General features: G+C 71.2%; 22 protein-coding genes. 17 read left to right on the forward strand and 5 right to left on the reverse strand.

Features of this window, described 5'->3' with window-relative positions:
- Positions 1 to 17: 17 nt before the first annotated feature.
- Positions 18 to 1,034 carry a DNA-directed RNA polymerase subunit alpha gene (locus LUU90_RS16155; RefSeq protein WP_129788496.1) on the forward strand — a complete coding sequence of 339 codons (1,017 nt, stop codon included), beginning with the start codon at positions 18 to 20 and terminating at the stop codon, positions 1,032 to 1,034.
- A 55-nt stretch (positions 1,035 to 1,089) separates the two neighbouring features.
- Positions 1,090 to 1,653, forward strand: a complete 564-nt coding sequence (gene rplQ / locus LUU90_RS16160) for a 50S ribosomal protein L17 (protein WP_275004548.1) — start codon at positions 1,090 to 1,092, stop codon at positions 1,651 to 1,653.
- Positions 1,654 to 1,731: 78 nt separating this feature from the next.
- Here rplQ and LUU90_RS16165 read toward each other — a convergent pair whose 3' ends face one another.
- The gene (locus LUU90_RS16165) at positions 1,732 to 2,493 is read right to left on the reverse strand and encodes an ROK family protein (RefSeq protein WP_275004549.1); all 762 of its coding nucleotides are present in this window, start codon (positions 2,491 to 2,493) and stop codon (positions 1,732 to 1,734) included.
- 39 nt (positions 2,494 to 2,532) lie between these two features.
- Here LUU90_RS16165 and truA point away from each other — a divergent pair, with 39 nt between their 5' ends.
- Positions 2,533 to 3,447 carry a tRNA pseudouridine(38-40) synthase TruA gene (gene truA, locus LUU90_RS16170; RefSeq protein WP_275004550.1) on the forward strand — a complete coding sequence of 305 codons (915 nt, stop codon included), beginning with the start codon at positions 2,533 to 2,535 and terminating at the stop codon, positions 3,445 to 3,447.
- A 169-nt stretch (positions 3,448 to 3,616) separates the two neighbouring features.
- Here the strand turns inward: truA and LUU90_RS16175 are convergent, their stop codons facing one another.
- Positions 3,617 to 4,042 carry a DUF5709 domain-containing protein gene (locus LUU90_RS16175; protein WP_275004551.1) on the reverse strand — a complete coding sequence of 142 codons (426 nt, stop codon included), beginning with the start codon at positions 4,040 to 4,042 and terminating at the stop codon, positions 3,617 to 3,619.
- Between the two features lie 282 nt (positions 4,043 to 4,324).
- Here LUU90_RS16175 and rplM point away from each other — a divergent pair, with 282 nt between their 5' ends.
- The 4 genes from rplM (at position 4,325) to LUU90_RS16195 (ending at position 7,777) form a co-directional block, all read left to right on the forward strand.
- Positions 4,325 to 4,774, forward strand: coding sequence for a 50S ribosomal protein L13 (gene rplM, locus LUU90_RS16180; protein ID WP_275004553.1), 450 nt, complete (start codon positions 4,325 to 4,327; stop codon positions 4,772 to 4,774).
- Between the two features lie 43 nt (positions 4,775 to 4,817).
- Complete coding sequence (rpsI, locus tag LUU90_RS16185) at positions 4,818 to 5,303, forward strand: 30S ribosomal protein S9 (protein WP_275004555.1); 486 nt, start codon at positions 4,818 to 4,820, stop codon at positions 5,301 to 5,303.
- A 212-nt stretch (positions 5,304 to 5,515) separates the two neighbouring features.
- On the forward strand, positions 5,516 to 6,880 hold the full coding sequence (glmM, locus tag LUU90_RS16190; RefSeq protein ID WP_275004556.1) for a phosphoglucosamine mutase: 1,365 nt from the start codon (positions 5,516 to 5,518) through the stop codon (positions 6,878 to 6,880).
- A gap of 207 nt (positions 6,881 to 7,087) precedes the next feature.
- The gene (locus tag LUU90_RS16195; protein WP_275004558.1) at positions 7,088 to 7,777 is read left to right on the forward strand and encodes a DedA family protein; all 690 of its coding nucleotides are present in this window, start codon (positions 7,088 to 7,090) and stop codon (positions 7,775 to 7,777) included.
- A 69-nt stretch (positions 7,778 to 7,846) separates the two neighbouring features.
- Here LUU90_RS16195 and coaA read toward each other — a convergent pair whose 3' ends face one another.
- Positions 7,847 to 8,842: a type I pantothenate kinase gene (coaA, locus tag LUU90_RS16200; RefSeq protein WP_275004560.1), complete on the reverse strand. Its 996-nt coding sequence runs from the start codon at positions 8,840 to 8,842 to the stop codon at positions 7,847 to 7,849.
- A 121-nt stretch (positions 8,843 to 8,963) separates the two neighbouring features.
- On the opposite strand from coaA, the gene glmS reads away from it, so the two are divergent.
- From glmS to LUU90_RS16220, 4 genes are all read left to right on the forward strand, one after another.
- On the forward strand, positions 8,964 to 10,865 hold the full coding sequence (gene glmS / locus LUU90_RS16205) for a glutamine--fructose-6-phosphate transaminase (isomerizing) (protein WP_275004562.1): 1,902 nt from the start codon (positions 8,964 to 8,966) through the stop codon (positions 10,863 to 10,865).
- Positions 10,866 to 10,897: 32 nt separating this feature from the next.
- Positions 10,898 to 11,266: a pyrophosphatase gene (locus LUU90_RS16210; RefSeq protein WP_275004564.1), complete on the forward strand. Its 369-nt coding sequence runs from the start codon at positions 10,898 to 10,900 to the stop codon at positions 11,264 to 11,266.
- Between the two features lie 14 nt (positions 11,267 to 11,280).
- Positions 11,281 to 12,108, forward strand: a complete 828-nt coding sequence (locus LUU90_RS16215) for an alpha/beta fold hydrolase (RefSeq protein WP_275004565.1) — start codon at positions 11,281 to 11,283, stop codon at positions 12,106 to 12,108.
- Between the two features lie 328 nt (positions 12,109 to 12,436).
- Positions 12,437 to 12,787: a holo-ACP synthase gene (locus LUU90_RS16220; protein WP_275004566.1), complete on the forward strand. Its 351-nt coding sequence runs from the start codon at positions 12,437 to 12,439 to the stop codon at positions 12,785 to 12,787.
- 31 nt (positions 12,788 to 12,818) lie between these two features.
- Here LUU90_RS16220 and LUU90_RS16225 read toward each other — a convergent pair whose 3' ends face one another.
- Positions 12,819 to 13,868, reverse strand: a complete 1,050-nt coding sequence (locus tag LUU90_RS16225) for an LLM class F420-dependent oxidoreductase (protein ID WP_275004568.1) — start codon at positions 13,866 to 13,868, stop codon at positions 12,819 to 12,821.
- Positions 13,869 to 13,967: 99 nt separating this feature from the next.
- Between LUU90_RS16225 and LUU90_RS16230 the strand changes: the two genes are divergently transcribed.
- The 5 genes from LUU90_RS16230 (at position 13,968) to LUU90_RS16250 (ending at position 23,400) form a co-directional block, all read left to right on the forward strand.
- Positions 13,968 to 15,716 carry a bifunctional ADP-dependent NAD(P)H-hydrate dehydratase/NAD(P)H-hydrate epimerase gene (locus tag LUU90_RS16230; protein WP_275004570.1) on the forward strand — a complete coding sequence of 583 codons (1,749 nt, stop codon included), beginning with the start codon at positions 13,968 to 13,970 and terminating at the stop codon, positions 15,714 to 15,716.
- A 34-nt stretch (positions 15,717 to 15,750) separates the two neighbouring features.
- Positions 15,751 to 16,215, forward strand: a complete 465-nt coding sequence (locus LUU90_RS16235) for a hemerythrin domain-containing protein (protein WP_275004573.1) — start codon at positions 15,751 to 15,753, stop codon at positions 16,213 to 16,215.
- A gap of 280 nt (positions 16,216 to 16,495) precedes the next feature.
- The gene (locus LUU90_RS16240) at positions 16,496 to 18,841 is read left to right on the forward strand and encodes a helix-turn-helix transcriptional regulator (protein ID WP_275004574.1); all 2,346 of its coding nucleotides are present in this window, start codon (positions 16,496 to 16,498) and stop codon (positions 18,839 to 18,841) included.
- Positions 18,842 to 19,247: 406 nt separating this feature from the next.
- A complete protein-coding gene (locus tag LUU90_RS16245) occupies positions 19,248 to 21,905 on the forward strand; it encodes a choice-of-anchor G family protein (RefSeq protein ID WP_275004576.1) in 2,658 nt (885 codons plus the stop codon).
- A 133-nt stretch (positions 21,906 to 22,038) separates the two neighbouring features.
- Entirely contained in the window at positions 22,039 to 23,400 is a 1,362-nt protein-coding gene (locus tag LUU90_RS16250; protein WP_275004577.1) for a copper amine oxidase, read from the forward strand.
- 28 nt (positions 23,401 to 23,428) lie between these two features.
- On the opposite strand, the gene LUU90_RS16255 is transcribed toward LUU90_RS16250, so the two are convergent.
- Positions 23,429 to 24,190, reverse strand: coding sequence for a class I SAM-dependent methyltransferase (locus LUU90_RS16255; protein ID WP_275004579.1), 762 nt, complete (start codon positions 24,188 to 24,190; stop codon positions 23,429 to 23,431).
- A 125-nt stretch (positions 24,191 to 24,315) separates the two neighbouring features.
- Here LUU90_RS16255 and LUU90_RS16260 point away from each other — a divergent pair, with 125 nt between their 5' ends.
- Positions 24,316 to 25,458, forward strand: coding sequence for a hypothetical protein (locus tag LUU90_RS16260; protein ID WP_275004580.1), 1,143 nt, complete (start codon positions 24,316 to 24,318; stop codon positions 25,456 to 25,458).
- The last annotated feature ends 1 nt before the right edge of the window (position 25,459 follow it).

Below are 25,459 nucleotides of genomic sequence, written 5' to 3' on the forward strand. Positions count from 1 at the left end.
CTGAAAGGACACCCACAGTGCTTATCGCACAGCGCCCCACGCTGACCGAAGAGGTCATCTCGGAGAGCCGTTCCCGCTTCTCCATCGAGCCGCTCGAGCCTGGCTTCGGCTACACGCTCGGCAACTCGATGCGTCGCACCCTGCTGTCGTCCATCCCGGGCGCGGCTGTCACGTCCATCCGTATCGACGGTGTGCTGCACGAGTTCAGCACCGTGTCGGGCGTGAAGGAAGACGTCACCGAGATCATCCTCAACATCAAGAACCTCGTGGTCTCCTCGGAGAACGACGAGCCCGTCGTGATGTACCTGCGCAAGCAGGGCGCCGGCATCGTGACCGCCGCGGACATCGTTCCGCCGGCGGGAGTCGAGGTCCACAACCCCGACCTGCACATCGCCACCCTCAACGACAAGGGCAAGCTCGAGATCGAGCTGACCGTCGAGCGGGGCCGTGGGTACGTGTCCGCCGCGCAGAACAAGCAGTTCGACGCGGAGATCGGGCGCATCCCGGTTGATTCGATCTATTCGCCGGTCCTCAAGGTCACGTACAAGGTCGAGGCCACCCGAGTCGAGCAGCGCACCGACTTCGACAAGCTCATTGTCGACGTCGAGACGAAGCAGGCGATCACGCCTCGCGACGCGCTCGCATCGGCTGGCAAGACCCTGGTCGAGCTGTTCGGCCTGGCACGTGAGCTGAACGTCGAGGCCGAGGGCATCGAGATCGGCCCGTCGCCCACGGACACCGCGCTGGCCGCGGACCTGGCGCTGCCGATCGAGGAGCTCAACCTCACCATCCGTTCGTACAACTGCCTCAAGCGCGAGGGCATCCACCAGGTGGGCGAGCTTGTTGCCCGCAGCGAGGCGGACCTGCTCGACATCCGCAACTTCGGTGCGAAGTCGATCACCGAGGTCAAGGAGAAGCTGGCCGAGCTCGGCCTCAGCCTCAAGGACTCGCCGCTGGACTTCGATCCGGCCGGCGCTTCGTACTTCGAGGGTGGCGACTCCGCGGCCTACAGCGGCGACGAGCAGTCGTACTGACGTCCCGCGTCCGGCCTAGGCCGGACGCGCGGAACCACTTCCAAGGAGACAAGTAATGCCTACCCCCACCAAGGGTCCGCGGCTCGGCGGTAGCCCGGCTCACGAGCGCCTGATTCTCGCGAACCTGTCGACCTCCCTCTTCGAGCACGGCCGCATCACGACCACGGAGACCAAGGCCAAGCGCCTGCGTCCCCTGGCTGAGCGCCTGATCACGTTCGCGAAGAAGGGCGACCTGTCCGCTCGTCGCCGCGTGCTCACCGTCGTGCGTGACAAGGGCGTGGTGCACACGCTCTTCACCGAGATCGCCCCGGCCATGGCCGAGCGCAACGGTGGCTACACGCGCATCACCAAGATCGGCACCCGCAAGGGCGACAACGCGCCGATGGCGGTCATCGAGCTCGTCACCGAGCCCGTGAGCCCCAAGCAGGCCGTCGTCAAGGAGGCCACCAAGGCCGCCGAGAAGGCAGCCCCTGTGACCGAGGCGCCCGTCGAGGACGCCCCGGTCGAGGACGCTCCGGCCGAGGACGTCACCGACGCCCCGGTCGAGGACGCCGCTGAGGCTCCGGCCGAGGACGCCGCTGAGAAGAAGGCCACCAAGAAGGGGAAGAAGGAGGCCTGAGCCTCTTTCCCTCCTGCACGACGCCGGGCCGCACCTTCCGTACGGAGGGTGCGGCCCGGCGTCGTCGTTCTCGGCGGGTCACTGCGTCGGAGGCAGGTCCCAGGCCCGTGCGCCGCCCACCAGTGCGGCAGAGTTCGGCACGATGACGACGTCGTCCCCGAGCCGGGCCAGGGCCGACGGCGTGATGCACCGCGAGTTGCCGCCACCGATGTAGAGCCGGTCCCAGTGGAAGACGGGCCGCAGCCCGTCGACGACGGTGACCACCCGGCGCGACCACAGGCCGTCGCCGAGCCGGCGGCGTTCGGGCTCACCGATGTACTGGTCGTACGTGAGGTTGCGCCGCACCGGGGCGTGCGACCACTCCAGGTGCGGCGCGATGCGCCCGCCGTGGAACATGGCGGTCCCCAGGCCGGTGCCGAGCGTGATGACCAGCTCCAAGCCCGACGCCGCGACGACACCCGCGCCGTGCACCTCCGCGTCGTTCAGGACGAGGGCGGGCAGGCCCAGCCGATGGGCGACCGCCGCGCGCATGTCGAAGCTGCGCCACGCGTCCAGCAGGGCCGGCACCACGCGGGAGCGTGGCCCTGACCGGGTGATGTAGTGCGGTGTGTGCACGACGACGCCGCTGCGGATCATGCCGGGCATGCCGACGGTGACCCGCGCGGCGGTCGGCAGGTCGGTGGCGATCTTCGCGATCGTGTCGACGAGCAGCTCGGGCGGCAGCGGGTAGGGGGTCGGTACACGGACCGGTGCCGCGTGGGCGGTACCGGACGAGTCGAGCACTGCCGCCTTGATCCCGCCGCCACCGCAGTCGACCGCGAGGGTGAGGGTGTCTGCCATGGAGTCACTGTACGAACCCTGGGGCGTGCATCGGGGAAGATGGCTGGTGTGAACGAGTTCATCAGGGTCCGGCTCGACCTCGCCTACGACGGGACCGACTTCGCCGGCTGGGCACGGCAGCCGGGCCTGCGCACCGTGGAGGGCGCCCTCGAGGAGGGTCTGGCGCGAGTGCTCCGCAGCGAGCAGCTCGGCCGTCCGACACCGCGGTTCACGGTCGCCGGACGTACCGACTCAGGCGTCCATGCGCGAGGTCAGGTGGCGCACGTCGATCTCGAGGCGGAGGCCTGGGCGGCGCTGCCGGGCCGTTCGGGGCGGTCCAGCCGCACCCCGGCGGAGGCTCTGGTGTCCCGCCTGACAGGCGTGCTCCCGACCGACGTCGTCGTCCGTGCCGCCAGGCCGGCACCGCCGGGCTTCGACGCGCGCTTCTCGGCCCTGCGCCGCCGCTACACCTACCGGATCGCGGACGAGCCGGGTCTCCGGGACCCGCTGCGGCGCCGGCACGTCCTGTGGTCCCGCAAGCCCCTCGACGTCGCCGCGATGGACGACGCGGTCCGCCCCCTCGTCGGGGTCCGCGACTTCGCCTCGTACTGCAAACCGCGGCCGGGTGCGACGACCATCCGCGAGCTGCAGCGCATCGCATGGGAGCGCCCTGCCGACGGCCCGGACGCCGGGCTCGCGATCGCGCACGTGGTCGCCGACGCGTTCTGCCACAACATGGTGCGCGCGCTGGTCGGCGCCTCGATCGCCGTGGGGGAGGGGCGGCGCCCCGTGAGCTGGCCCGCGGACCTCCTGGCGAGCCGCCGCCGGGACGCGGGCGTCTTCGTCGTGCCCCCGGAGGGCCTGTGCCTCGAGGAGATCACCTTCCCGCCGGACGACGAGCTGGCCGTCCGCGCCGACGCCGTCCGCGCCAAGCGCATGGAGGAGGACGTCTGGGACGACCAGCTCGCCAGATGACTACCTCGGCGGCGTCCCGTTCCGCTACGGGCGCGTGCCTTGCTCCGCTGCGGCCCGCACCCTGCGCTGCACTCCGGTCACGGCTCGTGCCCATGGTCGCCGTGACCTGCGTTCCGCTACGGGCGCGTGCCTTGCTCCGCTGCGGCCCGCACCCTGCGCTGCACTCCGGTCACGGCTCCTCGACCCAGTGGACCGCCGCCTCCTCGGCGCTGGCGCCGGCACCGTCGATGCCCGCGTCGGTCCCGTACACGTCGTTCTCGCGGCTGCCGTCCTCGCCGGCGTAGCTGCCGGGATCGGCGTCGGGGTCGGACACGAGCCGTCCCGCGCGCGACGTGTCGGCGCGGTCCAGAGGGTCCGTCTCCCAGACATCGGGTTCTTCCTCGTTGAGGCGCTGGTCCATCGGCTCGCCGTGGCGCTCCTCCCACGAGGTCTCGCCCCAGTGGTTGCTCCGGGGGCGCTCGGGCGGGGAGTAGCCCTCGTCCAGGGCATCCTTGGTGCCCCGGTTGAGCAGCGTGTCCTCGGTGGGGAGCTGGTCGGTATCGCCCTCAGCGAGCCCGTCCGGTCCTGGCGTCGTGGCTGGGGTTTCCTCGGTCATGCTCCTACCGTGGCACCACATCAGCCCAGACGCCACAGGCGGACGTGTCGAACCTCATGTCAGGAGCGGTGCGCTGAGGCCCGCTTCGCTTTGACCCCTGGGGAAGCAGCCAGGTACTCTAATGAGTCGTTGTGCTTTGTCACGACGTTCCTGCGTCAGCATCGAGCCCACTCGTATGCCGGCGAACGGCCCGGACGTCAAGCTGACCCCCGCGCACAACGACCTGACTCATCGGGCGCCGCTTCTCGCCCGACGACACCGAAAACGAAAAGGTTACGAACCGTGCGTACGTACACCCCCAAGCCCGGCGACGTCCAGCGCGACTGGTACGTCGTCGACGCGACCGACGTCGTCCTGGGCCGCCTGGCAAGCCAGGTCGCCATTCTGCTGCGCGGGAAGCACAAGCCGACTTTCGCCCCGCACGTCGACGGTGGTGACTTCGTCATCATCATCAACGCGGACAAGGTCGCGCTGAGCGGCAACAAGCGCGAGACCAAGATGGCTTACCGCCACTCGGGCTACCCGGGCGGCCTCACTGCCACCCCGTACGGCGAGTTCCTGGACACCAAGCCGGAACGCGCCATCGAGAAGGCTGTGCGCGGCATGATCCCCAAGACCTCGCTCGGTCGGACGCAGATGACCCACCTGAAGGTCTACGCAGGCTCTGAGCACCCGCACACGGCGCAGCAGGCCAAGCCGTTCGAGATCACCCAGGTTTCGCAGCAGGCCTGAGGCCGCTGCCGGATCGCAACGCGAAGGACGCGAGGACACCACAGTGGCCGAGACCACCGTCGACATCGAGCAGGGCGCAGAGACGCCCAGCACCTACACCACCGAGACGACTGCGCCCGCAACGCGCGGCTCGTCCATCACTGCCCCGGCTCAGGCCCTCGGGCGCCGCAAGGAGGCCGTGGCGCGCGTGCGCCTCGTCCCCGGCACCGGCACCTGGAAGATCAACGGCCGCACCCTCGAGGAGTACTTCCCGAACAAGGTGCACCAGCAGCTGGTCAACAGCCCGCTGAACCTGGTCGAGGTCGAGGGCCGGTTCGACGTCATCGCCCGCATCACGGGTGGCGGCACGTCGGGCCAGGCCGGCGCTCTGCGCCTGGGCATCGCCCGTGCGCTGAACGAGATCGACCGGGACGCCAACCGCGCCGAGCTCAAGAAGGCCGGCTTCCTCCGGCGTGACGACCGTACGGTCGAGCGCAAGAAGGCCGGTCTCAAGAAGGCCCGCAAGGCTCCGCAGTACAGCAAGCGCTGATCCCAGCGCGTGGCTGGATGGCCCCGCCGAACAGTGTCGACACTGTTCAGCGGGGCCATCTGTGCTTCTGCCAGACTGACGACAAAGCCGGACGCGGGGTCGGGGAACGAGTCCCGACCCCGCGTTCCGGTAGTTGAAGCGCGGCCGACCGTACGGTCGGCCGCGCCGGTGGCCCACTACGGTGGGATCTGAACGATCTGAGGAGAACCCGCATGGGCAGGCTGTTCGGCACCGACGGAGTTCGGGGCCTCGCCAACAAGGACATCACGGCGGAGCTGGCGCTGGAGCTGGGCGCCGCCGCCGCTCGCGTGCTGACCGCACAGGGTGAGCTGCTGGGCCCGCGTCCGCGCGCGGTCGTCGGGCGCGACACCCGCGCCTCCGGCGAGTTCCTCGCGGGCGCCGTCGCGGCGGGCCTCGCGTCCGCGGGCGTGGACGTGGTGATGCTCAACGTGCTGCCCACGCCGGCCCTGGCCTACCTCGTGACGGAGCTGGAGGCCGACCTGGGCGTCATGGTCTCCGCCTCGCACAACCCGATGCCCGACAACGGCATCAAGTTCTTCGCCCGCGGTGGGCTCAAGCTCGACGACGCCGTCGAGGACGCCATCCAGGCCACGCTCGGTGACGACTGGGAACGCCCGACGGGCGCCGACGTCGGACGCATCCGCACGGACGGCCAGGCCGCGGCCGAGCGCTACGTGCGGCACCTGACCGACAGCGTGGGCACCACGCCCGACCATCGGCCGCTCGAGGGCCTGCGCATCGCGCTCGACTGCGCCAACGGTGCGGCGAGCGAGGTGGGGCCGGATGCCCTGCGCGCCGCGGGCGCCGACGTCGTCGTGATGAACGCCAGCCCGGACGGCCGGAACATCAACGAGAAGTGCGGCTCCACGCACCCGGAGCAGCTCCAGGCGGTCGTCGTGGCGTCCGAGTCGGACTTCGGGGTCGCGTTCGACGGCGACGCGGACCGTTGCCTCGCCGTCGACCACACGGGCGCCATCGTGGACGGCGACCAGATCCTCGGGATCCTCGCGACCGCCCTCAAGGAGGAGGAGCGTCTGCCGGGCGACACCCTCGTGGTGACCGTGATGAGCAACCTCGGCCTGATCCTGGCGATGCGGGAGCGCGGCATCACCACCGTGCAGACCGCCGTCGGTGACCGGTACGTGCTGGAGGAGATGCGCGCGAAGGGCTTCAGCCTGGGCGGCGAGCAGTCCGGCCACATCATCCTGGCCGACCACGCGACCACGGGGGACGGCGTCCTCGCGGCGCTGCACCTCGCCGCGCGCGTCAAGGCGTCGGGCAAGTCGCTGGCCGATCTGGCGGGCCAGATCGAGCGCCTGCCGCAGACCCTCGTCAACGTGCGGGGTGTGGACAAGTCCCGCGCAGGTACCGACGAGGGTGTCCAGGCGGCCGTGGCGGACGCGACGGCGCGCCTGGGGGACACCGGGCGGGTGCTCCTGCGGCAGTCCGGCACGGAGCCGCTCGTGCGTGTCATGGTCGAGGCCCCGGCACAGGACGAAGCGGACAAGGTCGCCGACGATCTGGCCGCCGTCGTGCGGGAGCGGCTCACGCTGTAGCGGCTCGTGCCGCGGCGGCAGGCGAGGCCGGCGTGAACGCCCCGTGAATCCTTGGGAAGCGGGGTTCTACCAGGGGGACCCCTGATGCCTTTCAGGGGCACCCCTTGCGTAGGCTGGCTCGTAGGCACTAAGAAGTGCTGTCCCGCCCCCCGGGCGCCGCCCTGAGCCTGTCGAAGGGTAGCGCCCGACCGAGACTCTCGAGGTCCCGTGCTCGAACTCATTTCCACAGTCCTGAGCGCCACCGAGGCTTGGATCCTCGCGATGGCCGCCTCGCCGTGGATCTACCCCGCGATGTTCGCGTTCGCGACCATCGACGGCTTCTTCCCGCCGCTGCCGAGCGAGTCCGTCGTGATCACGCTGACGGTATCGGCACACAGCACGGGCACACCATGGATGTGGCTCGTGCTCCTGACCGCGGCGGCCGGAGCATGGGTGGGCGACCAGATCGCCTACCAGATCGGGCGGATGATCGGCACCGAACGCGTACCTTTCCTGCGCGGACCGCGCGGACGCCGCGCGGTGGCCTGGGCCGAGCGAGCGCTGACCCGCCGTGGTGCCTCCTTCATCCTGGCGGCGCGCTACGTGCCGATCGGACGGGTGGCCGTGAACATGACGGCCGGCGCCGTCGGCTACCCCCGGCGTCGGTTCGCGGGCATCGCGGCGATCGCTGCCGTCATGTGGGCGCTCTACTCGGCGGGGATCGGTCTGGTCGCCGCGCAGTGGCTCGGCCACGAGCCGCTCCTGGCGATCGCCATCGGCGTGGTGTTCGGCGTCGCCATGGGCTTCGTCGTCGACAAGGTGGTCGGCTGGTTCTCCGAACGGCATCTCGACAAGAAGGAGGCCGAGGCGGCGGAGCCCGCCGCGGAGCGGGCGACGGTACCGCCGTCGGACGGCTGAGCGCTGTGCGCGTGACCGTCGCGACCACTGCCCGACCGAGGCGCGACCATCACGCTCACGGCGACCGGGTCAGAGCTTGCGGAGACGCACCCGCTGCACCGCGTGGTCCGATCCCTTGGTGAGCACGAGCGTCGCGCGGCCCCGGGTGGGGATGATGTTCCGCTCGAGGTTCGGCGCGTTGATGGACTCCCAGATCGACAGGGCCCGCTCGGTCGCCTCCTGGTCCGAGAGCGACGCGTACCGCCGGAAGTACGAGTCCGGCTTGGTGAACGCCGTCCGGCGCAGCTCGAGGAACCGCTCCACGTACCACTGGCGGATGTTCCTCGTGCGGGCGTCCACGTAGATCGAGAAGTCGAAGAAGTCGCTCACGGCCACCGTCGACTCGTCGACGGTGGAGGGACGGGCCGGCTGCAGCACGTTGAGGCCCTCGACGATGAGCACGTCGGGCTTGCGCACCACCACCTCCTGGTCCGGCACGATGTCGTAGATGACGTGCGAGTACACCGGTGCGCGAACCTCGGCCTGCCCCGCCTTGATCCGGGACAGGAACCGGATCAGGGCGCGCCGGTCGTACGACTCGGGGAAGCCCTTCCGCTCCATCAGGCCACGTCGTTCGAGCTCGGCGTTGGGGTAGAGGAACCCGTCGGTCGTGATGAGCTCGACGCGCGGCGTCTCCGGCCAGCGGGCGAGCATCTCGCGCAGCACACGCGCCGTCGTCGACTTGCCGACGGCCACCGAGCCCGCCACCCCGATGACGTACGGGGTGCGGGGCGGATCCTCGTGCAGGAAGGTCGACGTCGCGTCGTGCAGGCCACCGGTGGCCTGCACGTACAGGTTGAGCAGGCGCGACAGGGGGCGGTAGATCGCGTCGACCTCGGCCAGGTCGATCGGGTCGCCGAGGCCGCGCAGGCGCTCGACGTCCTCGTCGGTCAGCGGCAGCGGGGTCGAGGCCGACAGACGGCTCCAGGCCGCACGGTCGAGATCCACGTAGGGCGAGGACGGGGCGAGCGCCAGCAGGTGCTCGCTGAGATCCGTCGTCGGATGCTGGGAAACCACCTGCAGCATTGTGCACCACCTGGCGGGTGGTATGGCCGTCGTCCGTCGTCCGGCCGCGCTCCGGGTGAGACTTCGTGCCCTGTGAGCCCTGTCATGGGGGCAGGCCCGAACGCTCGCTAGACTCGCCCGCATGTGTGGGATTGTGGGTTACACGGGAACTGCTCCGACTAGTGCGAACGGCGACGCCGCAGGTGCCGCCGCGCCGTCGGCCACACCTCTCGACGTAGCCATCGAAGGGCTGCGCAGGCTGGAGTACCGCGGCTACGACTCGGCCGGCGTCGCCCTCGTCGGGCCCGGGGTGGACGGTGTCGCCTGGGCGAAGAAGTCGGGCAAGCTCGCCAACCTGATCGAGGAGCTGGAGCGGAACCCGCTGCCGGAGGCCACCGCCGCCATCGGCCACACACGCTGGGCCACGCACGGCGGCCCCACGGACGCGAACGCCCACCCCCACCTGGCCGACGGCGACCGGCTCGCCGTGATCCACAACGGCATCGTCGAGAACTTCGCCCAGCTCAAGGCCGAGCTGCTGGCCGACGGCGTGACCTTCCGATCGGAGACCGACACCGAGGTGGCCGCGCACCTCGTGGCGAAGGCCTACCGCGAGACGGGTGACCTGACGGAGGCCATGACCGCCGTCGCCGGTCGCCTGCAGGGCACGTTCACGCTGCTCGCCGTGCACGCGGACGCGCCGGAGACGGTCGTCGGGGCGCGGCACGACTCCCCGCTCGTGGTCGGGCTCGGCGAGGGTGAGAACTTCCTCGGCTCCGACGTCGCCGCGTTCATCGCGCACACGAAGGAGGCCCTCGAGCTGGGCCAGGACCAGGTCGTGACGATCACGCCGACCTCTGTGGCCGTCACCGACTTCGACGGCAAGCCCGCCGACGCCACGCGCTACACGGTGGACTGGGACTCGGCCGCCGCCGAGAAGGGCGGCTTCGACTCCTTCATGGACAAGGAGATCCACGACCAGCCGCAGGCCGTCGCCGACACGCTGCTCGGCCGGACGGACGCCACCGGCGCCCTCGTGCTGGACGACCTGCGCATCGACGAGTCGGTGCTGCGCGCGGTGAACAAGATCATCGTCGTGGCCTGCGGCACCGCCGCCTACTCCGGGCACGTGGCCAAGTACGCGATCGAGCACTGGTGCCGCATCCCCGTCGAGGTCGAGCTGGCGCACGAGTTCCGCTACCGCGACCCGATCGTCGACGAGCGCACGCTGGTCGTGGCGGTGACGCAGTCCGGCGAGACCATGGACACCCTGATGGCCGTGCGGCACGCGCGTGAGCAGGGCGCCAAGGTGATCTCGATCGTCAACACCCACGGCTCGACGATCCCCCGCGAGTCCGACGCCGTGCTGTACACCCACGCCGGCCCCGAGATCGCCGTCGCCTCCACCAAGGCGTTCCTCGCCCAGATCACCGCCGCCTACGTGCTCGGGCTGTACCTGGCGCAGCTGCGCGGCAACAAGTTCCCCGACGAGATCGCCATGCTGCTCGACGACCTGCGCGCCATGCCGCGCAAGATCCAGACGGTCATCGAGCGCGGCGAGTACGTGCGTGCGACCGCCCGCTCCATGGAGAAGTCCGACAAGGTGCTGTTCCTGGGGCGGCACGTCGGGTTCCCGGTGGCCCTGGAGGGTGCGCTGAAGCTCAAGGAGCTCGCGTACATCCACGCGGAAGGCTTCGCCGCCGGTGAGCTCAAGCACGGGCCGATCGCCCTCATCGACGAGGGGCAGCCCGTCTTCGTGGTCGTGCCCTCGCCGCGCGGCCGTGACTCCCTGCACTCCAAGGTCGTCTCCAACATCCAGGAGATCCGCGCCCGCGGCGCGCGCACCCTCGTGATCGCCGAGGACGGTGACGACGCGGTGCGTCCGTACGCCGACGAGATCTTCTGGATCCCGCAGGCCCCGACGCTGCTGCAGCCATTGCTGGCGGTCGTGCCGCTGCAGATCTTCGCGATGGCGCTGGCGACCGCGAAGGGCCTCGACGTGGACCAGCCGCGGAACCTCGCGAAGTCGGTCACGGTGGAGTAGCCGCCGGTCGGCATGTGGGACGCTCGGCGGCTATGGAGCTCACGAGACTTTCCGACGACGTCGAGATCATCAGCCGCGCCTACGCTCGGCTGCACGGCGTGGAGCGCACCGACGACTGGCTGATGCTGAAGCTTCACGAAGAGGTCGGCGAGCTCACCCAGGCGTTCCTGAACCTGTCCGGCCGTTCGCGGGACCGCGGTCTGTCCGACGACGAGACGCGTGCCGCGTTCCGCGGCGAGGTGGCGGACGCGCTGGCGCAGCTGTTGCTGGTGGCCCGGCGGTTCGACGTGGACCTGTCCGAGGAGCTGGAGCGCAAGTGGTTCCGGTGGCGGCACCTGGTGCTGCCGGAGGACACCGCGGGCATCCGGGATGGTGGTGACCCCGTCCAGGTACGGGGCTGACGAGAGAGGACTGCATGGCGTACGTAGAGGTCGACGGGGTACAGGTGCACTACGTGGAGCACGGGCCGGTAGGGCCGGGAGTGCCCACCGTGGTGCTGGTCCACGGGTTCCCGGTGGACCACCGGCTCATGATCGGCGCGTTCGAGCCGGTCTTCACGGACCGACAGGGCTGGCGCCGCCTCTATGTGGACCTGCCCGGCATGGGCCGGACGGCGGCGCCCGACGTCGCCAGCACCGACGACGTCTTCCGCATCCTGCGGGGCGCCGTCCAGGCGCTGGTGCCGGTGGGCGACTACGCGGTGGTCGGACAGTCGTACGGGGGATACCTGGCGCGCGGCCTCGCCGCGGCCGACCCAGAGCGGGTGACCGGCCTGGCCCTCGCGGTGACCGTGGTCGACCCGCGGCACGAGCTGCGTGAGCTGCCGCGGTACCAGGTGCTGAGCAGGGACCCGGTGCTCGCGGAGCGAGTCGGGTCCGAGGCGCTAGCGGCGGAGGACGTCCTCGTGGTGCAGACCGAGGAGACCTGGGCGCGCTCGCGGCAGGAGGTGGACCCCGGGCTGGCAGCCGCCGACCCGGAGGTGGTCGCACGGGTCGAGGCCCACTACGCCGGGAGCTTTCCCGTCGAGCCGGCGCCGTTCGAGAAGCCGGCACTCATCGTCGTCGGGCGGCAGGACTCGGTCACCGGTTACCGCGACGCCTGGAGCCTCGTCGAGCACTACCCGCGGGCGTCCTTCGCGGTGCTGGACCGGGCCGGGCACGCGCTGCACCTGGAGCAGCCCGGGCTGCTGGAGGCGCTCGTCGGCGAGTGGCTGGACCGCGTCGAGGAGGCATACCCGGCCTGAGCCCGGGTCCCGCGGGCATGCCGGCGGCGTCAGCCCGACACGGCGACGACCACCAGCAGCGTGACGATGGCGGCGATCAGGACGCCGAACACCGCGACCATGACCAGGGGGAAGGGCAGCTTGTCGTCGTCCTCCGGCATGGCAACCTCCTCCACGTGAAAGATGGCGCTCTGCCGGTTCGATGCAGGCGCCATCTTTACCTCAGCGTTACTGCGACATGGTGCGCTAAATCGGGCATCATGCGCAAGGGCGGAACCGTGGGGCCGGGGCCGGGGCCGGGGGACGGCTGGGAGGCGGCAGCCGCCGTCGGCGACCTTAGGCTGAGCCCATGATCATCGGGACGGGCATCGACGTGGTCGACGTGAACCGGTTCATGGAGACCCTCGATCGCACGCCCCGGCTGCGCGAGAAGTTGTTCACGGAGGCGGAGCGGGAGCTGCCACCGGCGTCCCTGGCCGCCCGGTTCGCGGCGAAGGAGGCCATCGCGAAGTCGCTCGGCGCTCCCGGGAACCTCCGCTGGCACGACGTCACGGTGCACCGCACCGTGGGTGGCCCGCCGCGGATCGACGCGAGCGGCACCGTCGCCGCCCGCGCCGCCGAGCTCGGGGTGCGCACCTGGCACATCACGATCTCGCACGACGCGGGCATCGCGTCGGCCATGGTGATCGCGGAGGGCTGATCTATCGCCCGGGCCGCTGCTGCGCCCGGGGCTACTGGAGCTCCGGGATCACCTGCTTCTCGAAGAGCTCCAGACCGGTCTGGTCGTAGGCGGCCTCCTGGAAGTACGTGATCGCGTACTCCAGCCCGAGGCCCCGCATGCCCTGCAGCCGCTCGACGATCTGCTCGGGTGTCCCGACCAGGAGCCCGGTGCGCCAGGTGTTGATCTCCTGGTCAGCCTTCTCCGGGGCCCACCGGCGCAGGTGGGCCTCGATCCAGGCGAGCCGCTCGGCGACGTCGGCCTCGGTCTCGCCGATCACCACGTTGTAGTTGGCGGACCGGGTGATCTCGCCGAAGTCGCGGCCCACGTCCTTGCAGTGCGCCTCGAGGACGCTCGACTTGTGTGCGAAGCCCTCGGGGGTGCCGACGAAGTTCGTGTACTGGGCGTGCTGCGCGGCGATGCGCAGCGTCTTCTTCTCGCCGCCCCCGGCGATCCACAGCGGGATGGACGGAACCTCGACGCCGCCGTCGCCCACCGGGAGCTGCTGCAGCGGCTGCGGGTAGCAGAGCGCGCCGTCGACCTGGTAGTGCTTGCCCTCGAAACTGCCCGAGGACCCGGTGCGCCACATGTTCGCCATGATCTGCACCCCCTCGTCGAGGGCACGCAGGCGCTCGCCCGCGGACGGGAAGCCGTAGCCGTAGGCGCGCCACTCGTGCTCGTACCACCCGGCACCGATGCCCATCTCGACGCGGCCGCCCGAGATCGTGTCGATGGTGGAGGCGACCTTGGCCAGGTAGGCCGGGTTCCGGTACGCCATGCACGTGCACATCTGGCCCAGGCGGATGCGCTGGGTCGCCGCCGCGAACGCGGACATGAGGGTCCACGCCTCGTGCGTGGCCTCGGTGGTGACCTGGGGGACGGTGTGGAAGTGGTCGTAGACCCACGCCGACTCCCAGGCGAACTCACCGCCCGGGACGGCCTCACCAGCGGCCTGGTTCTCCGCACGGTGGACAAGGGACAGCATGGAGGCCCACTGGTCGGCGGGCGCGATGTCGACGAGGTCGAGGCGCCAGCCCTGCGGGATGAAGAGTCCGAATCGCATGGTCCGACCCTATGCCGACCGGGTTGCCGACGGGAGGCGCGGTCCACATTGCTGGGATTTGGTACCTCGGACGAGGGCGGAAGCGGCACTATAGGTGCTGTGAAAGACGCGTGGAGTTCCGACGAGGTACGCAAGGCCGAGGAGCCGATGATCGCTGCCGGCGAGCCGCTCATGGCCAGGGCGGCATATGCGCTGGCCCAGGCAGTGCTCCGAGAGGTGGCGGCAGGTCCGACGACCGGGCGTGCGCCGGACCGGGCCGGTCGTCCGGCCGCCGTCCGCCTGCGCGGCAGCCTCGGATCCGACGGGCTACCCGGCACCGCCCGCCTCCGCCGCGCCCGAACGGCGGGAATCAGGGGTGAAGTCCGCGGCGCTCGGGCGCTGCTGCTCGTCGGCCCCGGCAACAACGGCGGCGACACCCTGTTCGCCGGTGCGCACCTCGTCCGCCGGGGGATGTCGGTCACCGCAGTCCTGGCGTCGACACGTGCGCACGAGGACGGCCTTGCCGCGTTCCGGGCGGCGGGCGGGAAGGTGCTGACGCTCGCCGACATCCGGGTGCCCTCGGTGGTCCAGACCGCGCTCGCCTCCGACATCGTGCTGGACGGCCTGGTCGGCGTCGGCGCGCGCGGGGCGCTGCGGCCGCCCGCGGGCGGCCTGGTCCGCACGCTCGCGGAGGCCCGTGAGAAGGCGGGGGAGCGCTGGCCCCTCACCATCGCCGTCGACATCCCGAGCGGCATCGGCGTGGACGACGGCGCGGTGCCCGGTCCGGTCCTGGCCGCCGACCGTACCGTCACGTTCGGCGCGCTCAAGCCCGGCCTGATCCTGCCCCCGGCGGCCCACCTCGCCGGCGAGGTCGAGCTGGTCGACGTCGGCTTCCCCACCGTCGCGGGATCCGAAGGATGGTCCGGCGCGGTGTGGGGAGCTGCGCCAGGCCGGCACGCGATGAGCGGGACGGATCCGGCCTCCGGGCGGGTGCGACGGATGGAGCCGGCCGACGTGGCCGAGCTCTGGCCCGTCCCGAGCCCCCACGACCACAAGTACACGCGGGGCGTGGTCGGTGTCATCGCCGGCACGAGCACGTACCCCGGCGCGGCCGTCCTCGCGACGTCGGGCGCGGTCCTGGCCGGACCCGGCATGGTGCGCTACCTCGGCCCCGAGGCGGTCGGTACGCGCGTGCTGCTGGCCCGCCCCGAGGTGGTCGTGGCGGGCGGCCGGGTGCAGGCCTGGGTCCTCGGGCCGGGTGTCCCCGCGATCGGCCCGGAGGACGGCCCGGACGACGACGGGCAGGCCCGCCGGATCTTCGGGGCGCTCGCGGCGGTGACCGGAGTGCTGTCCGAGGACGTGACAGGCGGCAAGATGCCCGCTGTCATCGACGCCGGTGCGCTCACCATGCTGGAGCACCGGCTCCCGGCCTGGGCGGTCCTGACCCCGCACGCCGGCGAGCTGGCCGACCTCCTGCAGGGCCTGGGGCACGACGTCGACCGGGCAGCGGTCGAGGCGCAGCCGCTGCACTGGGTGCGTACGGCGCACCAGGCGACCGGCGCGACGGTGCTGCTGAAGGGTGCGATCACGGTGGTGGCGGGCCCGGGTGACGTGTACACACAGGCTGACGCACCGGCGTGGACCAGCACCGCCGGCGCCGGCGACGTGCTCGCGGGGATCCTCGGGACGCTGCTCGCGGGCCGTTCCGCCGATGTCGTCTCGGACGAGACGCTCGCGGCCCGCCTCGCGGCCGCGGCGGTGCTCGTACACGGCAGGGCGGCGGCGCGGGCTTCCGCGGGAGGCCCGCTGGCGGCGCTGGAGATCGCCAGGGCGGTGCCTGCCGTCGTCGCCGAGCTGCTGGGCGCCTGACGTCCGCCGCCCACCCGAACTAGGGTGGGCGGCGATGAGTCAACGTGTCGTCGCCTGGGGGCAGGAGCTTCGTGAGGTCCATCGGCGACTGCGCGAGGCGCTCGCCGTGGCCCGGTCCGCGGTCGAGGAGGACGACTCAGGCCCGACGACGGCCCGGGAGCTGCGGCTCTACTGCGTCGGCTTCTGCGCCGCCCTGACCGGGCACCACCGCGGCGAGGACGCGACGCTGTTCGACGTCGTGCTGGCGGACCGGCCCGAGCTGGCGCCCGTGGTCGCCGACCTGAAACGGGACCACTCCATGCTCGACCACCTGCTGGGCGAGCTGGAGCGCGCCACGCTGTCCGGAGCCGGGCGGGACGATCTGCTGCGGCACCTCGACGGCATCGAGTCCGTCATGGAGACGCATTTCCGGTACGAGGAGAAGAAGCTGGTCGACGTGCTCGACAGCACTTCGCGGCCCGACGCGGACCGACAGGAAATGCTCGGCCCGCTGGCGTGAGCCTCATGGCGCTGAATGCGACATTCCGTACGCATTCCCGGCTGTCGGCGTTTATCGCACTTGCCGGAGATCCGCCATGTAGGGCCGTAATATCCCGTACCACACTCTCGCCCTGCACGATTCATCTGTTGTCATAGACTCCTGAGGCGCTACTGATAAATATTCATGTAAGTGGCGAATTGGGGTGTGCGTGCCATCAAGCAACGGGCCTTCTGTGGCGGTGCCTTCGGCGGTGCCGGCGGCATGGGCGAGCCAGGCAGGTAGCAGGGGGAGGGACCTCGTGGTCCACGGGCGTGATCGAGAGCTGCGGGTCATCGGGCACTTCGCGACCGACCTGGACCCGACGGTCCTGGTCGTGCGCGGACTGAGCGGGATCGGCAAGACCTCGACCGTGCTCCACGCCCTGAAGCTGGTCGGCGCGGGCTCCTCGGCGATCCGCGTGGTGCGGCCGTGCTCGTCGCGGCCGTCGGCGCACGACCTGGACAACAACCGGCGCATCGACCTCTCCGCCTGGTCCGTACCGGAACACCTGGAGCATGACGCGGCCTTTGACGCGGCAGGGTTCCTGCGCGCGGTCTCGGTCTGGGCCGGCGACGGTGGTTCCGGGCCGCGAGTCCTGTTCGTCGATGACGTCGGGGTGCTCACCCCTGAGCGCGCACGCTGGCTCCAGCACCTGGCGGACGAGGCGTACGGGCAGGACTGGCGCGTGATCGCCGCGGTACGGAGCATCGCCGCCGATCCGCTCTCCGACGACGTCGAGGTGCTCGAGCTCGGCCCGCTCGACCGGATGTCCCTGCGGCGCGTGCTCGCGGCGGAGCTGAGCGACCCGGTCGCGGCCGACGTCGTCGAGCGCCTGCGCTGGTGGAGCGCGGGCAATCCGCGGCTCGCCCTCGAGCTCGCCGGCTCGCTGAGCGCCGCGGAGCTGCGCGGTGACGTCTCCTGGGCCGGACCCGAGACCGTGGGTTCGGCGGCGCGCCGCGCGTACCGGGCGATGCTGGCCGGGCTCGACCCCGTGACCATGGCGGTACTCGCGGCCGAGCCCCTCGGCGGCGCCCCGCGCGCCCACCGGGACGGCGGCTCGGCGGTGGGGCACCCGCTGCTGGCCCTGCTGTGCCGCGAGGCATGCGCCGCGGAGGGTGCCGCGGAGGTCGTCGCGGACGGCCGGACCCACGCGCTGGACCGGGGCGTGGCCGGCCCCGGTTCCGTGGCGACGCTCCTCGACGGGCTGCACCTGGACGAGCTGCCGTCGCGTGCTTGGGCGGTGGTCGCGGCGGTGCCGGACCCGGGTCTGGCCGCGCGGGCCGTCGGGGTGTCGCTGCTGACCGGTCGCGCCTGGCGGGATCACCTGGACGGCCCGCTGGTGCCGGACGGGGTGGGGCCGGGATGGACCGACCACCTGTGGTGGCGTGACCCGGCGAACGTCGGCGAGGCCGCTCGCGCCGCCGGCGCCCGCGTCGCCGAGGCCCTCCTGTGCCTGGAGGACACCGGCGACCTGCCGGATCCGATCGCGCTGCGCGCGGACCTGCGCCTGATCGGCCCGACGCCCGGCCAGAACTGGGTGGGCGTCGGCATCCAGGTGTGCGCCCTCCTGACGCTGGGTGACGTCGTCGGCGCACGCGGCCTGCTCGCCGACCACTCCGGCGCGACGCCGGGCCGGACGGTGGCGGAGATCGTCGCACGTGACCTCGCGGCGGCCCGGGTGGCCGCGTTCGACGGCCGCGCCGCCGACGTCCGCACGCATCTCGCGCACGCCGCGGAACTGCGGCCGTCGGTCGAGGAGTGGCTGCCGGCCCGGGGCATGCGTGCCTCGGCGGACGCCGTCGTCGACGGCACGGTTCCCGCGAGCACGATGCCCGCGCAGGCGGGCAGCTGGTCCGCCCGCGTGCTCGGCGAGTACGCCGCGGACCTGGGTGCCGCGCACCTCGTCGTCGGACAAGCGGAGGGTGCGGTCGCGCTGCTGACCATCGCGCTCGAGCACTGCGCCTGGCCGTACCGGGGGCGCGTGCAGGTGCGGTGCGACCTCGTGGAGGCGGTCATGGCCTCCACCCCGCCCGGCAAGGTCGGCCCGCGGGCACAGCGCCTGCTCGATCCGCCGGTGGCGCCGGAGGAGTGGTCGGCGCCGGACGTCGCGGCCGCCTACTCCCGGCTCGATGCGCTCCTGGCCGACGACGGAGCGCCGTCGGCTGCCTTCGAGGCCGCGCTGCACACGCCGTCCGCCCCGATGTCGCCCTGGCAGCGCGTGCGCATGCTCGTGGCGTACGGCCGGTACGCCGTGACGCGCGGCGGCCGCACGACGGGCAACGCGATGCTCGACGAGGCCCGGACGCTGGTGCGCCTGGCCGGGATGGCGGGCTGGCTGCGCGGTATCGACGTGTTCATCGCGGAGGCCGACGCGAGCGGTGGCACCGGTCCCGAGTGGGAGGTGCTCGGCAGCCACGAACGCGAGATGGTCCGGCTCGCGGTGCACGGCGCGACCAACTCGCAGATCGCCCAGGCGACGTTCGTGTCCGAGCGGACTGTGGTGAACCGGCTGCGCCGGGCCTACGCCACGCTCGGCATCCGGGACCGCAGGGACCTGGTGCGCCTCGCCGAGACGCGCCCTCCCGCTTGGCTCGCCGGCGGCTGACGCGCAACTCGAGCGCAGGTTTTTCACCCGCTATTGGTCGCGCTTTTCACCCGGCATTTCGGACTACCTTCGCTTCTCTCCGCTCATGTGCGTGCGGATGCCTTTGTCGCGCCTCCGATCGCGCTCAACGCACCGCGAGTTGCGTTCCGTTGCGTCAGCGCACGATTGCCGTTCCACCTGGCAGGTCCCTGAGAACCACTGTTCGCTGAACCCCGGGCACCGGTGTGTCATACGCCTCGCCCCAATCGATCCGGACGTGATCACGTACCGATCCGGACGCTTTTCTTGAAGCGTGTCTATTGAGGAGTGAGTTCTCTTGAACCGAACGCAAGTACCGTCAGGCCGACGTCGGAAGGGCGGCGTCCCGTGGCGCCGGACCCTGGCGACGGCCGCGGCAACCGCAGTCGTGGTTACGGCCACCGGACTGCCTGCGGTCGCAGTGGACAACTACCCGGACGAGCCGTCCGAGGCCGCTGCGAGCGTCCTCGACTCGACGCTCTTCCAGGAGGCGCTGCTGGCTGCTGCTTACTCGGACGCCGGCTCGGAGTCCAACCCCGGGCCGAACGAGGGCAACCTCAACGTCGAGCTGCTCGGCTCCGAGCTCGTCCGCATCGGTGACGTCGAGGTTCCCCTCGACGAGTTCCTTGACTTCGGTCAGCTCGGTGCGCTTGCCAGCAAGAGCGAGGCGTCGTCCCCGGTCGACGCCCACGCGGTGTCCGGCCTGCTCGGCGCGGACGGCGGCATCACCCTGGACGGCGAGACCGAGGACTTCGGCAAGGCGTCCGTGGACGTCCTGTCGGTCGCACGCCTGCTGGGCGTCGACGGCCTGACCGACGAGATCGTCGACCAGCTCCTGCTCGAGGTGGGCGCGGGTGCGGCCGAGGTCAAGGCTGAGAACGGCGTCATCCTGGACCAGGACGGCGTGGGTGGCCTCGGCCAGTACCGCGTTGCCGACCTGGACCTGTTCCTGCACTCCCCGGTCATCGAGGATGCCGCTTCGTCGATCTACGACATCGGCGGCACCATCGACACGACCGTCGAGGACCTCGTCAACGAGAACCTCGACGACAGTGCGCTGACCGGCCTGTTCGACGCGGTCCCGGGTGTTCCGACGCCCTCGATCACCGTCGACAGCAACATGCAGGAGAACCTGTTCCAGTCCGTCGTGGGCGAGCCGATCACCTCGGCGAACCAGCTGATCACGATCGACCTGTCGACCGGTGAGCTGCAGATCCACCTCGACAAGCTGGTGGACAACCCCGACGGGTCCGAGGGCGGGCTCAACGAGCTGCCCCCGAACTACGAGCTCATCGACGACACGACCTACCCGCTGATCGCGGAGACCGTGCACGAGCTGATGCAGGAAGTCACCCGCATCCTCATCGGTGCGATCGAGGACTCGCTGAACTCGGTCACGATCAACATCGCCTTCTACGAGGAGGGCCCGCTGGGCACCCTCGACGTCTCGTGGTCGCTGCCCCTGGCGGACGCCGTGAACGGCGACTTCCCCGAGGCCGTGGACAACAGCACGGGCACCATGGCGCCGGTCGCCGCGGTCCTGGTCAACACCATCAACACGCTCGGCCCGGCGCTCGCGCCGATCCTCGCCCCGGTGTACGACCTGCTGATCAGCGACGAGGGTGACAACATCTTCGAGCTGCTGATCAACGACCTCAAGACGGACGCCATCACGGCTCCGATCCGCGAGCTGCTCTCGCCTGTGTTCGACGTCCTCTCCGAGGTCCTCTCGATCACGATCAACCGTCAGGTGTCGGAGACCACCGAGGTCACCCAGACCTCCACGGCGGCCGAGGCCGCTGAGGTCGTCACGTCGTTCGACCTGAACGCGCTGAGCATCGCGCTCCTCCCGGCGAACGAGGTCGCCCGGATCAACCTGGGCAACGCTGCCGTGCGCATCACGCCCGGCGACGGCGGACCTGGTGGACCTGGCGAGATCAACCCCTCGATCTCGGTCGACCCCGCCACGGTCGCTCCCGGTCAGTCGACCATCGCGACCGGCACGGGCTACACCCCTGACTCGACGGCGACCGTCCAGCTGACCGACCCCGACGGCAACCCCGTGGGCGAGGCCATCCCGGTCGACACCGACTCCACCGGCGGGTTCTCCGTCGCGGTGCCGGTCCCGGCTGACGCCGAGCTCGGCGTCTACCCGGTCGTGGGTACGGACGACACCACCGGTGAGGCCGCTGAGGCCCCGCTGGCAGTGGTCGCCGGCTCCGACATCTGCGCCATGGACCCGACCCTGACCGTCGAGCCGGGTGCTGCCTACCCGGGCGACACCGTCTCGGTCGTCGGCCAGGGCTTCCCGGCCGGTGTCCCGGTCGTCGTGCAGCTGCGCGACGCCGAGGGCAACGCGGTCGGCGACCCGGTCACGGTCACCCCGGACGAGGCCTGTGGCTTCATCACGGACCTGACGGTTCCTGAGGACGCAGAGCCCGGCGACCACATCGTCGAGGCCCTGCCCGAGGACGGCAGCGAGGGTGCCGAGGCACCGCTCGAGATCCTCGCCCCCGGCACCAACCCGCCGGGCGACGAGTGCACCGACCCGACGATCGTTGCTGACCCGACCGTGGTCGAGGCCGGCGACGAGGTCATGGTGACCGGTACCGGCTTCCCGGCCGGCGCCACCGTCACCGTGCAGCTGAAGGACACGCAGGGCAACAACATCGGTGACCCGGTCACCGTTGAGGTTGACGAAGACTGCGGCTTCACGACCCCGATCACGGTTCCCGAGGGGACCCCGCCGGGTGTCATCATCGTCGACGCTCAGCCGGACGACGGCAGCGAGGGCGCACAGACGCCGATCACCGTTGTCGCGGGTTCGCCCGACGCCGGCGCGGGTGACGGCGACGACGCGGGTGCGGGTGCCGGCGACGGCACCGACGGCGGCCTCGCCGCGACGGGTGCGAACGTGGCGGCCCTGATCGCCGCCATGGTGCTGCTCCTCGGCGCCGGTGCGGTCATGATCAAGCGCCGTCGCGAGATCAGCCAGGCCTTCGCCACCGCGATGGGCCGGATGTCGGGCGACAAGCCTGCCGTCTGATGAGCTGATGCTCTGACGCAGTAGCAAGTGTCTGACGCAGTAAGACCGGCCCGGTGCGACGTCGTCGCACCGGGCCGGTTTCGTACGGCACCGGCCCGGCGACGGGCCGGTGCTCGAGATCGAAGGGGGAGTCGTGCCCGAGCTGTTGCCGAGACGGGGAGTGATTCCGGCGATCGTCGCAGCGGCGGCCATCGTCGCGCTCGTCGTGGCCGCGATCCTGGTGGTGGAGCAAGCGATACCCGCCGCACCGGCTCCGCGCGGAGAAGAGCCGACGGCGTCGGGCGGTGCGGACCTCAGGTGTCCGGAGAACGACCCGGTCACGGAGGAGCTGCCCAGCGGTTCTACATGGACCATGTGCTGGCGGGTCGACTCCAGCCGCGGGCTGGTGCTCCAGGACGTGCACTTCACGCCCGCGGGTCGGAAGCCCGTGCAGGTGCTGGCGGAACTGTCCATCGGGCAGCTGGAGGTGCCGTACGACACCGGCCTGCGCAACACCGAGGACATCACCACGCAGGGCTTCGGGGGCCGCCAGATGATGACCCTCACCGAGACGGAGTGCCTGGGCGAGCGGCTCGAGACGTACGTGCCGAAGATCGGTGACGGCTCGATGGGCGGCGGAGGCGAGCGGCGTGCCGTGCTGTGCCAGGAGGTCGTCGACGGCGGGATCGCGTACCGGAGCAGCGACGGCAGCGGAACCGAGGTGGCGCGGCGCACGGACCTGCGGCTGGCGACGATCTCGAAGGTCGGCTGGTACGAGTACGTCAGCCAGTACACGTTCGCCAGCGACGGCACCATCCGGTCCGACCTGGGTGCCACCGGTGACCTGTCGCCGGAGGACTACGGCGACGATCCCGCCCACGGCTGGCCGGTCGGCCCCGGGGACACGGACTACGCCACCAGCCACTCGCACAACGCGGTGTGGCGGGTGCACTGGGCGCTCGGCGGACGGGGTGGCCAGCTGGTGGAGCAGTACGACGCCGAACCGACGGGTGAGGAGGGACCGCGGTCACCGATCGTCGCGGGCGAGCTCACCCGGATCACGCACGAGGGCACGGCAGAGGCGGCGGACCGCCGCTGGTGGCGCGTGGTGAACCCCGAGGTGCTCAACGAGGACGAGCACCCGATCTCGTACCAGATCGACCTCGGCGCGACGACCCCGTTCGAGCTCACCCAGGACCACCACCACGACGACGCCGAGGTCGCCGGCTACACCATCGCGTTCACCGAGGCGGACGACTGCCAGCTGTTCGCCACGGCGAACAAGGAGGGCACGTGCGGGTCGGGCGTGCTCGACTTCGCGCAGGACGAGGCGGAGCTGTCCGACGTCGTCACCTGGGTCGCCGTCGGGTTCCACCACGTCGCCCGCGACGAGGACCAGAGTCCCATGGAGATGCACTGGCAGGGCTTCACCCTGACACCGCGCGACCTCACGGCGCAGCGCGTGGACCCGCCGCCGGCCCGCGAGGACGTGAACGGGAAGCCCGAGCTGCCCTGAGGCGGCCGCACGAGCGTCCCCGTGACGCTCAGGGCTTGCGTGCCTCCACGAGCGTGCGCCGGCTGTGGCAGACGAACGAACCGTGCTCCGCGATGTGGTCGCGCAGTGCGCGCAGCCGGTCGTCGTACTTCTCCACGCTGAAGTCCGGCACCGTCCACAGGACCTTGCGCAGGAAGTGCACCACTGATGCCAGGTCGAAGAACTCGACACGGGTCAGCGCGTCCTGGAGCCGCACCATGTCGAGGCCGACGCCGGCCACCTGCGCCCGCAGGACGTCCAGGTACTCGGCGTCCCGGTTCTCCTGCGGACCCATCAGGAACTCGTAGAGCGCCCGGTTGGACCCCGCACCGACCTCCTGCACCAGCAGCGTGCCGCCCGGCGCCAGCACGCGTGCGGCCTCCGCGTACGGGAACGAGACCGGATGCCGGCTCGTGACCAGGTCGAACGTCCGGTCGTCGAAGGGGAGCGGCGCCGTGGTGCCGTCGACCAGGGTCACGACACCACCGAACGGCTCCAGAGCGGCTGAGGCCAGCTCGTAGTTGGGCGCCCACCCCTCGGTCGCGCACACCGTGCGGGGAACCCGTTCCGCCAGTCCCAGCGCCTCCGCGAGGACCTCGCCGCCACCGGTGTCGACGTCGAGCACCGAGCCGACCTGGCCCAGGCGCTCGCCGCACAGCCGCACGTATCCCCAGCCCGGGCGTTCCTCGGTAGCCCGGCCCGCGAACCAGGAGAAGTCCCAGCCGTCGGTGGGGACGGCAAGCCCCTCGGCGATCTCCTCGTCGAACGTCATGCGCACGAAACTATCCCCACGGATCCCCCGGTCACCAGCCGATATCCCCCGGCCGGGGGAGGGGGCGAGCACCCACCCGGCGGGAGTGTGAGGGCATACCGAACGACCGACCGGAAGGAACAGTCATGGAACGCCTCCCTCGCGCCACTCTCCTCGGCGCCACCATCGCGAGCGGTGCGGTCGCGCTGCTCGGTCTCGCCTGGATGCTCGGGCTCTGGCCCAACCCGTACGCCGGACCCGCCGGGGTGCCCCTGGCCGGGTTCGCCGGGCCAGTCCTCCTCACCGGGCTCGCCGGGCCGGACGTCGCCACCACCCTGCACGTCGTCACCGCACTGACCGGCGTCGCGGCAGGGATCGCCGGCCTCGCCGGTGCCCTCGGCGTACGGGGCCGTGTCGGGACCGGCGCACTGCAGCTCATCGTGTTCGGAGTGCTGCTGCAGGGCACCGGCCCCCTGGCGACGATGGGCTACCTCGTCGCGCTCCTGATGCCGCTCGCCGTGGTGGTCATGCTCATCCAGCTGGTGCGCCGGTACCCAGTGGCCCGCTGGGCGATTGGAGTGCCCGGCCTGGTGGCTCTCGTCGTCGGCGTGGTCCTGGCACGCGACGCCCTCACCGGGCTGGCGACCGGAATCCTTGGCGTCTTCTTGTCCCATGGCGTGACGGTCCTCATCACGCTGCTCATCCTCGCGCTCGGCACCCTGTGGGCCATGGTCGGCGTCCAGGCGCTTTCCGGCGTGTCGGCCATGGAGCGGGCCACCGCCTGGGTGGTCAGGCACCGCCGTGCGATCACGATCGCGGCCGCCACCGGACCGCTCCCGTACGCGCTGGCCCGGCTCACGTGGTTCACACCGTGGCCCCAGCTCGGGGAGTACGACATGGACATGTCCACCCGGATCTGGGGGATCACGCTGTCCAGTGCCGCCTGGCTCGGCTTCTTCCTGACCCTCGGCCTGATCCGGTCCTGGGGTGAGGTGTTCCCCCGGTGGATGCCGGGACTGGCCGGACGCCGCGTGCCGATCACGGCTGCCGCCGTACCCGGCGGGCTGATCGCGGTGACCCTCATCTTCTCCGCCATCCCCATGCTGGTCACGGCCAGCGAACACAGCGTCAGCGACCAGATCGTCAGCGCCATCGCCTTCCCCTGCTGGTACTGGGGTCCGGCACTGGCGCTCGCGGTCTGGGGCTACGTCGCCCACCGGCTCCAGTCGGAGCGAGCGGCCGCGCTCGATGCCGCCGACACGTCCCTGGACCGGCTCCCTGCGGCGTGAC

Origin of the sequence: Promicromonospora iranensis (genome assembly GCF_028994775.1) — a bacterium.
Classification (GTDB): domain Bacteria; phylum Actinomycetota; class Actinomycetes; order Actinomycetales; family Cellulomonadaceae; genus Promicromonospora; species Promicromonospora iranensis_A.